Raw genomic sequence first — 13,183 nt, 5'->3', positions numbered from 1 at the left:
GCTTGGGCCGTGCCTGCCACGTGTGGGGGGACACCCTCTCGGGCAGGCACGGGGTCTACGGGGTCACGCCGAGCTGCGCTGCGGCGGCCAGTGGGGGGGCGTCCCAGAGCGGGCCGGCCGGGACCAGGCGGTCGCTCGCCGAGGGCCGGAGCCAGTACGGGCCCGGCGGGAGGGCGCGGCTCAGCGGCGGCAGGATGATGGTGTGAGGCGCGCCCAGGCATGCGGCGTACGGGTGCGGCTCCCACCGTTGGCTGGACCCGGGCGGCACCAGCCAGTAGAGCCAGCCGGCGTCCGGGTCCTCGATCACGGGCCCGCACCGTCCCTGGACCACGTCCATCTCTGCCACGGCCGCACGCGCTTGCGCATCGGAGCCGGTGATGACGACGTCGAAGAGCTCGTCACCAAGCTGCACACGGGTCTCACGCTGAGCCGTGACGTCCTGGAAGGTGCGGAGGACGGCGGTGAGGTCCTCCATGGCGGGGGCGATCTCCCAGCTCGGGCCAGCCGCCCGGATCAGGTGATCCGTCAGCTCGGCAATCGTGTTCACGACCAGAGGTGTCATGGCGGGGGTGCTCACAGGTCTGCCTGAGCGGGCCGCAGGGCGACTCGTACGGTCTTGCCACCAGTTGGGGCGGGGAACCAGGAGACGGCAGCTCCGAATCGACGCAGGGCCTCCAGGCCACGTCCCAGGTTCCCGCGGACAGCCTGTTCGAAGTCGGGAAACGACGGGTACGGGTCCATGACGTCGATGACAAGCTCGCGGGCTTCGGTGATACGTAGCCAGGCTTCGAGCTTCTGGTCCGGCTCGCCCGGTGTGATGCCGTGTCGAAGGGCGTTGTCCACCAGAACGTGCAGCGCCTGGACGGCGGTGTGCTGGTTGCCCTCCCAGTGCATGAGGGTGAGCAGCATGCGGCCCTGGATGCTGGCCATGCTCAGTGCTCGGGGGTTGGCCGGCAAGGACATCGACGTGTCGTGGCGGATCGGCGCGGTCGCCGTCGCCGGGTCCGTCTCTAGGGCGTGCTCGGCCAGCAGGAGGAGGCACCATGCCGTCGTGCGGTCGTCACTGACGCCCCATCGGTCAGCCAGGGCGTCCACGAGAAGAAGCCCGCGGCCGTGCTCGTCCTCAAGGCCGGCACGCCGCGGCATGGCGCCATGGCGACAGCCGTCGTTGACCTCGATCACAAGGTGGGGGCCTTGGACATAGACACGGACCCGGATGGTCGGACCGTCCGTGTGCAGCAGGGCGTTGGTCACCAGCTCGGTGAGGAGGAGCTCCGCCGTACACACGAGGTCGGGACGACCCCAGTGCTCCGAGTTCTCCCGGAGAGTTCGGCGCAGCCGCTTCGGCCAGGCGGCGTCCGTCTCGGCGAGAACCTCACCTTGCGGGGCGGAGCGCTTGATGACCTCGTCGAGCGTCGTCCGGCTGTGTACCTGCCTGCTTAATTGTTCGATGGTGGTCGCAGCTCGTCGGGTGCGTTCCTGGTCCCTGGAGCTGCCGGGAGCATCGCTCGTTCGTGCCACATCGTCGACGCCTCGTTTGGGTTGCATGGTGAGCCTCTCCACTGACCGTGAGGGCAGGCCGAAGCCGCTAAAAGCTGATCAGGACGGGCCGGTCGGAAGGGTTCAACCCGCGTATCCTCTGGCTCAACTACCGTCGTGCATGTGAGAGTTAATGTGCAAGCGCATGCGCGAGGTAGCGAAAATTGGCATGTGCCAGAGCGCCAACAGGAGCATGTTCAGAGGGGACAGGGGGTGGCACACTCGGGGACAGACAGCGCGGCGGCAACAGACAGAGGTCTCGGTGAGCACCAACTCGTAGCAGGAGAGGACGGCACAGGGTGGCAGCGCGGCGAGGAGCTACATTCCGACGACGTGAGCTCGGCAGGGAACTTCGGCGACTACGAGAAGCGCAGCGCCTGACACAGGAGGAAGTGGGTCAGCAGCTCGGCTTCTCCCACACGAAGCTGGGGCGAGTCGAGTCGGGCGACATTGATCTGCCCCGAACCACCGACCTAGAGAACCTGATGACCCTGTACGGCCTGATCGACAAGGGGGATCGTGAAACGCTCCTCCAACTGCACCGTGAGTCCCTGAGTAAGGACCCCTGGACGCCGTACAAGGGCTTCATGCCCTCCAAGATGCCCACGTACCGGGGCCTGGAGGAGGCCGCGCACGTCATGCGGGCCTTCCAGCCCGACGTCGTCTTCGGCATGCTCCAGACCGAGGAGTACACCCGGGCGCTGTTCCAGCTTGCCAAGCCCGTCGACGAGACCACCAGCGAGTTCATCGATACGAACATCAAGCTGCGGCTCGAACGCAAGGAGCTGATCACTCGCACGGACAGCCCCCTGGAGCTCAAGGTCATCATGGACGAGGCAGCGCTGGCACGGATGGTCGGCGGACCCGGCATAATGCGGGCCCAGTACGACGAGGTCATCGAGCTGAGCAAGCTGGACAACGTGACCGTTCTGATCCTTCCGAACCACACAGTCACGTACCGGGCCAGGTCCAACTTCATCCTTCTCGACTTCCCTGACGAGGTGGATCCGGTGGTTCAGACAGACCTACCGAACACTATCTCCGTCACGGACGACCGGCGGACGGTTGCCAACACCATCCGCGGTTTCGACGCCATGCGCGAGAGCGCGTTGGCACCGGCCGCAACGGCCGATTTCCTGTACCAACTCACGCAAGGATGGAAGAGCCATCGCTACTAACCTGCGGGCCTCCGAGGTGGCCCCCCCGACCGCTTGGTTCAAGTCTTCGTACAGCGACAGCAACGGCGGTGCCTGCGTTGAGGTCGCGGCCCTCGTCAGCGCGGTGGGCGTGACTGACTCTAAGGTCACCGACGGGCCGGCCTTCGTCGTACACCACGGTGCATGGGCAACCTTCGTGGCTTCGATGGAGCCGAACGCCTAGTCCCAGCCGTCCGAAGAATGGCGGCCCCCCTCAGATGCGTTGAGGGGGGCCGCCTTCGTTCGCCGCCAGTCTAGAGGCCCAGGTCACCCGGGGGCAGCCTCGGCACATGCTGCCGCACCGGTTGTCTTGACCTGGTGGCCCCCGATGGGCACGGAGTCCATCGGGTCCGTCGCCTCAACGATCTCGGGCCGGTGATAGACCGTATCGGCCGTACGGGACTCAGGCGCCCACCGGCCGCGCCGGTTCCGCTCAGCGAGCGGAACCTTGGCCGCGATCATGTCGGTGTTCGGGCCGGGGCGAAGGCTGTGGGCGGTGACCTTCTGCCCGGCGATGTACGGGATGCCTGCGCGGTCGGCGAGTAGCTGCACCCGGGCGTTGATCGCGTCGCCTTTCATGCGGTCGCCGCGCTTCGTGGCCAGGGTCCGTGAGGCGAGGTTGCCCCGCGGGGTGAGTGCGCGGAAGACGGGCTGGTCTGGCCCGTCTGCCCCGAGCTTTGCAAGCACCTCGAACCAGGCCTTCGCGCGGGCGACGAGCTGGGTGTCGGCACGGTCTTTCAGGAACTCGGGGGGTGTGCCCTTGCCGTCCTGGTCGGTCTTGGAGGAGGCGGTGACGACGAGCAGTCCCGACGACATGACGCGCACCTGCTTGACCAGCAGGTCCGTCAGTTCCACTCGGCGGTGCAGGTTGTGGTACGCGAGGGCCAGGGCGAAGGCGTCCCGGATCCTGATGTGCGTGGTCTCGTCGCACTGCTCCAGACACCTGAGCAAGTAGGGATCGTAAGCACTGCTGATCGATTGACCTCGCCACCGCTCTCCTTCCAGGCCTCGCGCCACACGCGGATCCTGGCTCGTACCTCGGTGGGGCCGGGCCGCATGCCCTCGGTCTGCCAGTTGTAGATGCGGCTCATGTACTGGCGGACGGTGTCCGGGACGAACTCGTCGGCCTTGCCGCGCCGGATGAGGTGCAGGCCGTACGAGGGGTACGTGGCCGTGGTGCATGGATGGGCGACCCGCTTTCGCTCGGCACACCATTCCTCGAAGGCACGAACGGTGGTGAGGGCGGCCTGGCGGGCGAGGCCGATGCGGTGCTCGCGTCGGCCCAGTCTGCGGTGGCCCACATGATGCTCAGGCGGCCCGCTCGCATGCGGTGGCGACCAGCTCGGGGTGGCCGAGCGCGTGGGCGGAGGTGTGGGCGAACTTGCAGCACACCGCGTAGATCCCGAACGCCTCTTCCTGCTCGTGACCACGCGACCGGTCGGCCAGGGCATGAGCCTCGCGCAGGAGGTCCGGCAGGCTGCGGAGTATCGCCACGTTCGCGGCCGCGTCGCGGAGACGGTGAAGGGGCGTCATGTCCGACCACAGCGAGGTCGACGAGCGAGGTTCGCCCGGGAACACGGGCGTGCGGTCGTAGCGGCGGAGTTCGCGCAGTATCGGCGCGGCCGCCGGCTGCCATTGCTCGTCGTTCGGACTGCCCAGGTAGGGGCGGGAGATGAGGTCGTTGGGGTGGCAGTGCAGCGCGGACGCGATCATGTTGATCAGCCCGGCCCGGTCCAGCTCGATCCGGCCCCGCTCGACCTTGGACACTCACCCCTGGGACTTGTGGATCGCCTCGCCCAAGTCGGCCTGGGCCATTCCGAGACCGAGTCGTCGCCGTTTGATCCGGCGGCCGATGGCCTCCTGTTCCTCCAGCTCGTACGCCATACGGCGAACGGTACCTGCGGCCGGACGGCCACGTGAGCCCCTTGGGCGATCGTGTCTGCCGGCAGGGGGCAGTAGCGGGTCTCGGCCATACCGAGGGGCCCCAGATCCGGCTTACAGCCCACGACGACCTTGTCCGCGCTCTACTCCCAGGCTCACGCACGGCTTCCGCCCAAGCGGACGGCACGGAGAAGAAGTCCCTGGAATCACGGGTCGCCGTGGCCCGCCGCCTCTGCTCACCTGCGATTGCGCAGCGCTGGAAGCCGCTCTTCCCGGAGTCATCGCCGACCTGCGCGAGGCAGCCGGCGGCCCCCATGGTGACGCGGCTATGGCGGGGCTCCTGGCGTCACCGCTTACCAGACCCCCACGAGCCTGCTGCTCAAGCAGGGAGACCATGGCGCGCCTGGCTCGCCGTAGGCCGCGCCATGGCCGAAGCAGAACACTCCGGCGACCCCGCCATTCTCGCCTCAAGCGTCCGCGCCCATGTCCTGACCCGCGAGAAACACACTGCCCAGGCCGTCACCCTTGTTCGGCACAGCGCGGGTGAGCTCGCAGGCTCATACGACCAGCGCTCCCCGCGCTACCGCGCGGCCATAGGTCTCCTCCTCCTACGCGGTATGACTGCCGCGAGCACGGCCGACGATTGCGAAGCCACCAGCGAGTTCCTCGACCGAGACCGGGGACATCGCTCGTTACGTCGCATTCGACCGCCCCGAGGCCTGGGCCAGCTTCAGCCCCACCGATTGCGCCCTCCACGCGGTGAGCGCTCCGTTGCCTTCGGCACGCCGGCATTGCCCTGAGCACCGCAGCACCCCTCATCGCCGCCACATCCCCGTCCCCGAACGCCGAGCGGCGCTGTGGGTCGAAGCCGCCCGCGCCTACGACCAGCAGGGCCGCCTCGCTGAGGGCTACCAGGCCCTCCGTATCGCCGAGACCTGTGCCGCCCAGGACGTACGCCGCCCCGCCGTCCGCGACCTGGTCGCCCGCGACCGGGGACGTACGCTGCCCGAGCTCCACCACTTCAGCCGCCGACTGGGAGTCCGCGCGTGACCGCACAACCGTTCCTGTACGTCGTCGTCTGCGCCGCCGGCATCGCGGGCGACGCTCACAAGCTGATCACCGCCGCGCAGGAGCAGGGTTGTGGTGTCGGCGTCATCGCCACACCTCAAGGGCACGGCTTCCTCGGCCCCGACGCGATCGAGGCCCAGACCGGCTACCCCATCCGCTCGGCTTGGCGCAGCCCTGGCGACTCGCGTCCACTCCCGCCCGCCGATGCCATCGCCGTTGCGCCCGCCACGTTCAACACGGTTAACAAGTGGGCCGCCGGCATCGCCGACAACCTTGCCCTGGGCATCCTGTGTGAGGCGTACGGGATGGGGATCCCGACCGTGGTCCTGCCGTACGTGAACGCGGCTATGGTCGCGCACCCGGCGTACGGCCGAAGTCTGGACCAACTACGGGAGATGGGTGTGATGGTGGGGTCGTACGAGCCGCACCGGCCGAAGGCAGGCGGGGGAGCGGAGCGCTTCCAGTGGGAGGAGGCGTTGGACCTGCTAGGCGGCAAGATCGACTGAACCTGATCCGACCTGCTCTCACCACTGTGGCGTGGGTCTTCCGAGACGGAACAGGTTCGCTGTTCCTCCAGGAAGCGCGTTCTGCGTTCCCTGGAGGAACAGGCCGGGCCCACGCAACCGACGGCCAACTACCGGACGATGACCGGGCATGCTCATCGCCTCTCATCCACCGCTTGGGAAGTATGGCGGTGCCCAGCCGAGGTACGTGGCGCCCCATACGGTTTCGATGTCGGTGGCGTTGACGGCGTCGATGTAGCCGTAGCGGCGGAACTCGTTGGAGGCGATCTTTCCGTCTCGCAGGCAGAGCGCGACGTGACCGGCTCGCTGTCCGGTGTCCCAGTACAGCAGCGCTCCGGGTGAGAGACCGCACCTGGGGCATCCCATACGGGAGCAACGACAGCCGCACCCCGCGTCGGCCGGGCACGGTCAACGGTGCGCCAAGCCGGTGAAAGCCACCCGCTGCGTAGCGTTGGCGAGCGACGGCGCGCCATAATCGGGGCTATGGCTTCCTCCAGTGCTGTTCCCGTGCCGTCGGCGTTCGACGTGCTGCGCACGCGCTACAGCAGGCGGCTGCCTGCCCGGCTGGAAGACCTGAACGGCCCCACTCAGGGCACGGTCGACCTGCCGTTGCATGTCGTTTGGTCGGGGCGGCGCAGCTATCAGCTTGAGGGCGTACGCTCGCGAATGGGCCTGTACCGTACCGTGCTCGCCGAGGGGCTGCGCGAGGACCTGGAAGCCTTCCTCGACCAGGACTTGCTGATCAGCCAGTGGCCGATCCTGCGCACCCTCATCAGCCGTCCCCTGCGCGAGGCATGGGAAGACGCCTTTCCCGAACTCGCCGCAGCTCGGAGGTCCGCCGCGTGAACTTGGACGGCCTGCACCGTCGGCTTCTGGCTGACGTCCTTGCCATCGGCGAGCCCTACCCTCTTGTGATCACCGGCGGCTACGTCGTCCAGGCCCACGGCCTGGTCAACCGGCTCAGCCAGGACCTGGACGACGCCACCGAAAACCCCGCCCCGATGGCAGAGATCGTCCACACCGTCAGAGTCGGCCTGACGGAGCTCGGCTGGCTGGTGCGGCAGATCGAGACCGACCAGCTCTCCAGCCGGCTCCTCATCACCGACCCCCAGCGGTGAGGAGTGCGAAGTCGACATCCTCAAAGAGGTTTTCTGGGCTTCGCCCACCGCCACCGAGTACGGGGCCCGTCCTCGCCCTCGATGACGTGATCGGCACCAAGGTTCGCGCTCTGGCCGACCGCGGCGCGGTCCGCGACCTGATCGACGTCCATGCCGCCTCCCGCCACCGCACCAACGCCGACCTCGAAGGCCTCGGCCGCCGCCACGCCAGGTTCGACTTCAGCCTCCATGACCTGCGTGACCGCCTCGCAGGCGCCGATTGGTGGGATGACCAGGACTACGCCGACTACCACCTCACCCCAGACCAGACAACCGACCTACGGGCCTGGGCCCTGGCCTGGGCTGCCGACCTCGACGCGCGACTCATGGCTGAGTACACCCCAGACGACGAGTAGAACGAGTTCACCCTGGCCCGACAGCCTGCACCGCCCTGGTCTCTTCGTGTGACGCGGCACCGGCGCCGGGTCACACACACGGCGTAGGCGGGGTTTCGCATCCTTCTCCCGATCAGCATGTGTGAACGCCCCCGGGTGGGACCCATCGTGTGCCAGCACCGATACGGCAGGGGCAGGGCGGGTTGGAACGGGCGGGAGCCAGACGGGCTTGGAGGTGGCCCGGATCTGTGGCCAGATCACAGGGTGAACCGTTCTGACTTCTCGGCCGCCGCGTGATCATTGCTACCCGTTTTCTCCCCATCACCTCAGGCCAGCCCGCAGACGCCGGAACCCAGGCCGTCCACCAAGCCTGGGCCCAGGCAGGCATCCAGCACATAGCTTGATCACACCGGCCCCGCGAGAACAGCGAAAGGTCGAGGGCTGCGGCATGCCGAGGAAATGCGCCGGTAAGAGGGGACGGGCGGCCGTCTCGGCGTGCCGGACAAGGTCGTCGGCGGGCGGCCGTTGCGGTAGTGCGGATGCGTCCGCAAGGGTGCGGCCGGGTCACAGCTTGATGGGCGGATGCCGGTCTTGGCGTAGTGCTGCGGTGCGGTGGTAGGACCGGGCGGCTGGTGGGCAAGTCCGCTGTGGGCTGAGCGAGATGGACGGCGTGAGCGGTGGGCCATTCGATGCCGGTGCGGACGAGTGCGCCGACGGCGGGGTAGTCGAGTTCGGTGACGTCGATGGGCCTTGACCCCGAATACTGGACACGGGTTATGCGGCTTGGGCCAGCGTAGTTGATGGTGTTGTGGCTGCTGTTTCGTAGGCGATGGGGCTGCGGTGTCCAAGGCGGGAGTGACGGCGCCGGGTGTTGTAGCGGTGGAGCCACCGGAATGCGTCGAGGCGGGCTTCGCGCTCGCTGGGCCAGGACTTTCTGCCTTGGAGTGTTTCCCGTTTGAAGGCTGCGTTGAAGGACTCGGCGAGTGCGTTGTCCGCGCTGGACCCGATCGTGCCCATGCTCTGGATCACCCCTGCTGACCTGCAGGCTTCGGCGAATGCCCGACTCACGTATTGCGCGCCGTGGTCGGTGTGCATGATCGCACCGGCGAGGCTGCCGCGGGTTCGCTGGGCGGCGGCCAGGGCGTCGGTGACGAGCTCGGTTCGCATGTGCTCCGCGAGTGCCCAGCCGGCCAGACGCCGTGAGGCGAGGTCGATGACGGTGGCCAGATACAAGAACTTCCCGCCTTCCAAAGGGAGATACGTGATGTCACCGACGTACTTACTGTTCACCGTGTCGGCCGTGAAGTCCCGTTTGATCATGTCGGGGGTCTTCGCGGCCGCCTCGTCCGGGATCGTGGTGCGGTGTCTGCGACGCAGCCGCACTCCTTGCAGATTGATGCTTCGCATCACGCGGGCGATCCGCTTGTGGTTGACATGTTCGCCGTCCGCGCGGAGCTCGGCGGTGATCCTGGGAACGCCGTAGGTGCCATCCGATTCGAGGTGCACGGCCCGTATCCGGGCTGCGAGGCGGGCGTCGGCCGCCTGGCGGGCGGCCCGGTCGGGGGCTGTCGCGCGCCAGTGGTAGAAGCTGGAGCGGGCGATACAGAGGATGGTGCACAGCCGCTTCACGCCGAAGCGGCGCTGATGGTCGGCGACGAACTGGAAGCGGTTCACCAGCGCGTCTCCCCGGCGAAATACTTCGCCGCCTTCCGCAGGATCTCGCGTTCCTCCTCCAGCTCACGGACCTTCTTGCGCAAAGCGGCGTTCTCCGCCTCCAGGGGCACCGGTGGCCGGGCCGGTTCCTCCGCCCGGTGACCGCGGGGACGGCTCGCGCCGCCCGCCCGGATCCAGTTGCGCAGCGTCTCGGGGTTGATCCCCAGATCAGCGGCGATCTGCCTGATCGTCGCTCCGGGCCGCGACTGGTACAGCGCGACAGCGTCCGCCTTGAACTCCGGCGGATAGTTCTTCATGACCACGAGATGTCCGTCCTCAGATCCACAGGATCCAGTCTCTCGTGTGTCCAAGATCAGGGGTCAAGGCCCGATGGAGGGCGAGGCGCTGACGTGCGCGGCCGGGCCGTCGCGGGCTGCTTCGGCGGCGGCCAGGCGGCACAGGTCGGTCTGAGCCTGGACGTACAGGTCGGTGGCGGCTACCCGGACCGCTCCACCCCGGTGCGCCACGGCCTCGCAGATGAGCTCGACAGCGGTGCTCGTGCCGCTGAGAACGCGTGGGCCGAGTTCGTCCCGTTCCTGCAGTTCGACGCCGAGATCCGCCAGACCGTCTGCACCACCACGCGATCGAGCCGGTGAACGCCCGCATCCGCCGGGCCATCCGGGCCCCGAAGCCACTTCCCCTGCGAGAACGCGGCTCTGAAGTGCGTCTACCTCGCGGTGATGTCCCTGGACCCGGCCGGCACAGGACGAAAACGCTGGACCACTCGCTGGAAGCCGGCCCTCCAGGCCTTCTGCATCGCTTTTGACGACCGCCTCACCAACAACCGAATCTGAGCCTACAAACCTACCCAGTACACCTAAAACCTTGCAGACTCCCGGCCGCGTCTCAGATGCGTATCGTGGAATGCGATGAGGTGTTCCTGGCCTCGCGGAGGAGGCTGGCATGGCCGTGCGGGAGCGTGGGGTGGTGCGGTGGCCGTTGACGGGGCGGGAAAAGGAGCTGCAGTCGTTTGCCGAGGGGTGGGCGGATCGGCGCTGTCGTGGGGTGGTGATCTGCGGTCCGGCCGGTGTGGGGAAGTCTCGGCTCGCTGAGGAGTGCCTGGCAAAGGCGGTGGGGGAGGGCTTTAAGGGTGGTCGGGCGACAGCGTCGCAGACTGCGGGCACGGTGCCGTTGTGGGCGATTGCGCATCTGGTGCCGGACGGGGTGGACATGTCGGACCCGGTGAAGGGCTTTGCGGCGATGGCCCGCGTGCTGGCGGGGCCGCAGCGTCAGCGATGGGCGTTCCTGGTGGATGACCTGCAGCTCTTGGATGCGACGTCGGCGGTGTTGCTGCAGCAGCTGTCTGATGCCGGGGTGGTGAGGGTGATCGGCACGATCCGCACCGGCGAACCATTGAGCGATGCGGTGGGGTCGCTGATCGGCGGGGATGCGGTGCACCGTATCGACCTCGAGGTGTTCGACCAGCAGCAGACGGAAGAGGTACTGCGCGCTGCGCTGGGTGGCCCAGTGAGGCGACGCACATTGCAGGAGCTATACGCCGCCTCTGGCGGGAACTCTCTGTACCTGTGGGAGCTGGTCCAGGGCGCGTTGCATGCCGGAACTCTAGTCGGTGACCCGGGTGCCTGGGAGCTGGCCGGGGATCTTGGGGTCGGTACTCCCCAACTGGCCGGGCTGATCGCCGCCCGCCTCAATGCCGCGCCGCCCGCCGCCCGCCCGGTGCTGGAGTTGCTGGCACTGGCCGAACCGCTGTCGCTGGCCGACGTTCAGAGCGAGACCACCCCCACGGCACTGACACGGCTGGAAGAGGCAGGGTTGATCACTGTCACCCTGGACCGGCGTCGTTCCACCGTGCAGCTCGCCCACCCCCTGTACGGGGAGGTTCTGCGAGAGCAGATCCCCGCTGTGCGCCGCCGTTCCTTGCTGGCGGGGCAGGTGCAGCGGGTGGAAAGCCACGGAGCCCGTCGCCGTGACGATCCCCTGCGCCTGGCCGCCGCCCAGCTGGCCGTCGGCGGTACCGCCGCACCCGGCCTGCTCATCCAGGCCGCCAGACTGGCCCGCCACGCCCACGACTACCGGCAGGTAATCGCCCTGCTGAGCGCCCTCGAGCCCCAGCAGCAGTCCTCTGCCACCGGTCTCCTTCTCGGCGAGGCCTACACGAGCTTGAAAGAGCTCGACGAAGCAGAGATCAGTTTCGCCCGCGCATACGAAACCGCCACAACCGAGGCGGAGATCATCGGTATCGCCCAGGCGCGGCAGATGAACTTCCAGACTCAAAGCCGGATGGACGACGCGCTTAAGGTGCTCATGCAGGCTCAAGATCGAGTCGAGGGAGGAACAGGGAGGAAGATCCTCCGGGTCAACGAGGGAATTCTGCGCTGCGTGACAGGGCAGACGTCTGAGGGGTTGCGCCTCCTTGAGGTGATGGACGACCTGGAAGAAGACATTGATGATCAGCAGGCCCTCGACGCATGGCTGTACGCGGCAGTGATAAGAGGTGCGACCCTGGCTTCTGCCGGGCACCCCTCCAAGACGATCGACATGGCCGCCAAGGCGTACGAGACCCACCTCCGCCATGAGTACAGGTCCCTTTTTCAACAGCCTCTGTTCCAGCGGATCCCCACTCTGATAGCTCTCGTGGAGGAAGGCAGATTCTCCGATGCCCTTTCTGTCGGCCACGAGATCATTGTGCAGTCCATATCGCAGAATCTTCCCATCGCATATCTGTGGGGAGCGTTCTACACGGGGCGCTGTGAGTTCATCGCAGGACATATGGGAGCGGCACGTGACCTGTACGACGAGGCGGCGGCGGAAGCCCACAAGCAGAACGACTTCTTCGGAATGCGGCTCTTCGACTCGAGCCTCGCAGCGTCCACCGCGCTCCTGGGAGACCTGCCCACTGCGCAGGCCATCGTCACTGAGAGCCACAAGCATCCGGTCTCGGGCATTCTGGTGGGCGAGGAGTCCCTTGGGGAAGCCTGGCTGCACGCCGCCCGAAACGATCTTGGCCGAGCCCGGACGACGCTGCTCGATGCGGCCGCGTCCGCCCGTGAGACGGGGCATGTCTCCTCGGAGGCACTGTTGCTGACGGATGTGGCCCGCCTGGGCGCTCCGCGTGATGTGGCCGGACGTCTGGCCGAGCTCGCGGAAGTCTGCGACGGCACACTGGTTCCCGCCCGGGCGCGTTTCGCAGCCGCTTTGGCGACAGACGATCCCGACCTGCTGCAGGCGGCCGCCGGCGAGCTGGAGGGGATGGGCGCCGACCTGCTCGCCGCCGAGGCTGCCAACAGCGCGGCCGTGGCCTGGGGCCGCGTCGGCAACCGTCGGCGCGCCACAGCAGCCGCCCTCCAGTCCCAGACGTGCGCTGACCGCTGCCACGCCCGCACCCGGCTGCTGGCACCGGCTGAGAGTACGGAAGTGCTCACCGGGCGTGAAAAGGAGGTCGCCCATTTGGCAGCGACCGGCGTGGCGAGTAAGGACATCGCCACGGCCCTGCACCTGTCGGTCCGCACCGTCGACAACCATCTCCAGCACGCCTACACCAAACTCGGCGTCACCAGCCGTAGAGAGCTCGCCAACACCCTTGCACCGCGCCCCCGGCCGGTCGACCCCTGAGGTAGGCCCTGCGCTGTGCCCTGCAACCGCGCTGCGCTGGTCGGCCACCGAAGCCTGCCCCGGCGCACGCCCCTGGCCGCCCGCCCCGCCCGGCGGATTCCAGGAGTCATCGCAACACAGAAGGAGTGACAGGCTGCAGCCGACGGTGGCTGAGAAGTGGAGTGGGGGCCCTGGGCGAGGCGTTGTCCGGAGCCCCC

At 67.7% G+C, this 13,183-nt stretch carries 10 protein-coding genes and 4 pseudogenes; 8 read left to right on the top strand and 6 right to left on the bottom strand.

The features are described from left to right. Positions 1–55: 55 nt before the first annotated feature. Both OG462_RS02490 and OG462_RS02485 read right to left on the bottom strand, forming a co-directional pair. The gene (locus tag OG462_RS02490; RefSeq protein ID WP_406054014.1) at positions 56–547 is read right to left on the bottom strand and encodes a hypothetical protein; all 492 of its coding nucleotides are present in this window, start codon (positions 545–547) and stop codon (positions 56–58) included. 26 nt (positions 548–573) lie between these two features. After that, positions 574–1,548 (bottom strand): ATP-binding protein, encoded by a 975-nt coding sequence (locus OG462_RS02485; protein WP_406054012.1) that lies wholly within the window; start codon positions 1,546–1,548, stop codon positions 574–576. Between the two features lie 290 nt (positions 1,549–1,838). Here OG462_RS02485 and OG462_RS02480 point away from each other — a divergent pair, with 290 nt between their 5' ends. Both OG462_RS02480 and OG462_RS02475 read left to right on the top strand, forming a co-directional pair. Then, positions 1,839–2,717: a helix-turn-helix domain-containing protein gene (locus tag OG462_RS02480; RefSeq protein ID WP_406054010.1), complete on the top strand. Its 879-nt coding sequence runs from the start codon at positions 1,839–1,841 to the stop codon at positions 2,715–2,717. Between the two features lie 16 nt (positions 2,718–2,733). Further along, entirely contained in the window at positions 2,734–2,919 is a 186-nt protein-coding gene (locus tag OG462_RS02475; RefSeq protein WP_406054008.1) for a DUF397 domain-containing protein, read from the top strand. A gap of 83 nt (positions 2,920–3,002) precedes the next feature. On the opposite strand, the gene OG462_RS02470 is transcribed toward OG462_RS02475, so the two are convergent. Both OG462_RS02470 and OG462_RS02465 read right to left on the bottom strand, forming a co-directional pair. After that, positions 3,003–3,686, bottom strand: coding sequence for a hypothetical protein (locus tag OG462_RS02470; protein WP_406054006.1), 684 nt, complete (start codon positions 3,684–3,686; stop codon positions 3,003–3,005). A gap of 295 nt (positions 3,687–3,981) precedes the next feature. After that, positions 3,982–4,619: pseudogene (locus tag OG462_RS02465) on the bottom strand (helix-turn-helix domain-containing protein); the annotation flags it as partial. Between the two features lie 116 nt (positions 4,620–4,735). Between OG462_RS02465 and OG462_RS02460 the strand changes: the two are divergent. Next, positions 4,736–5,666, top strand: a pseudogene (locus OG462_RS02460) (transcriptional regulator); the annotation flags it as partial. Beyond that, on the top strand, positions 5,663–6,190 hold the full coding sequence (locus OG462_RS02455) for a flavoprotein (RefSeq protein WP_406054004.1): 528 nt from the start codon (positions 5,663–5,665) through the stop codon (positions 6,188–6,190). The pseudogene OG462_RS02460 and the gene OG462_RS02455, both read left to right, overlap by 4 nt. Positions 6,191–6,352: 162 nt before the next feature. Here OG462_RS02455 and OG462_RS02450 read toward each other — a convergent pair whose 3' ends face one another. After that, entirely contained in the window at positions 6,353–6,574 is a 222-nt protein-coding gene (locus OG462_RS02450) for a hypothetical protein (protein ID WP_406054002.1), read from the bottom strand. 117 nt (positions 6,575–6,691) lie between these two features. Here OG462_RS02450 and OG462_RS02445 point away from each other — a divergent pair, with 117 nt between their 5' ends. Beyond that, positions 6,692–7,054 (top strand): hypothetical protein, encoded by a 363-nt coding sequence (locus OG462_RS02445; protein WP_406054000.1) that lies wholly within the window; start codon positions 6,692–6,694, stop codon positions 7,052–7,054. Continuing rightward, positions 7,051–7,721: pseudogene (locus tag OG462_RS02440) on the top strand (nucleotidyl transferase AbiEii/AbiGii toxin family protein). Before OG462_RS02445 ends, OG462_RS02440 begins: the two are co-directional and overlap by 4 nt. Before the next feature lie 753 nt (positions 7,722–8,474). Here the strand turns inward: OG462_RS02440 and OG462_RS02435 are convergent. Beyond that, a protein-coding gene (locus tag OG462_RS02435; protein ID WP_406053589.1) for an IS3 family transposase occupies positions 8,475–9,676 on the bottom strand; the annotation gives its coding sequence in 2 pieces (ribosomal slippage) (positions 8,475–9,391 and positions 9,391–9,676; 1,203 coding nt in all). A 246-nt stretch (positions 9,677–9,922) separates the two neighbouring features. On the opposite strand from OG462_RS02435, the pseudogene OG462_RS02430 reads away from it, so the two are divergent. Together OG462_RS02430 and OG462_RS02425 are read left to right on the top strand one after the other, a co-directional pair. Next, positions 9,923–10,207: pseudogene (locus OG462_RS02430) on the top strand (transposase); the annotation flags it as partial. A 109-nt stretch (positions 10,208–10,316) separates the two neighbouring features. Then, positions 10,317–12,986, top strand: a complete 2,670-nt coding sequence (locus tag OG462_RS02425; protein ID WP_406053998.1) for a LuxR C-terminal-related transcriptional regulator — start codon at positions 10,317–10,319, stop codon at positions 12,984–12,986. Positions 12,987–13,183 lie beyond the last annotated feature (197 nt).

The sequence above is a fragment of the Streptomyces sp. NBC_01077 genome (assembly GCF_045162855.1).
Taxonomy (GTDB): Bacteria; Actinomycetota; Actinomycetes; order Streptomycetales; family Streptomycetaceae; genus Streptomyces.
Note: the sequence above shows the minus strand (reverse complement) of the source record. Positions and strands in the feature narration are given on the sequence as shown.

Excerpts from the sequence above, each read along its gene's own strand:
- OG462_RS02450 (WP_406054002.1), bottom strand. The coding sequence starts at position 6,574 with ATGGGATGCCCCAGGTGCGGTCTCTCACCCGGAGCGCTGCTGTACTGG.
- OG462_RS02425 (WP_406053998.1), top strand. The coding sequence starts at position 10,317 with ATGGCCGTGCGGGAGCGTGGGGTGGTGCGGTGGCCGTTGACGGGGCGG.
- OG462_RS02485 (WP_406054012.1), bottom strand. The coding sequence starts at position 1,548 with ATGCAACCCAAACGAGGCGTCGACGATGTGGCACGAACGAGCGATGCT.
- OG462_RS02445 (WP_406054000.1), top strand. The coding sequence starts at position 6,692 with ATGGCTTCCTCCAGTGCTGTTCCCGTGCCGTCGGCGTTCGACGTGCTG.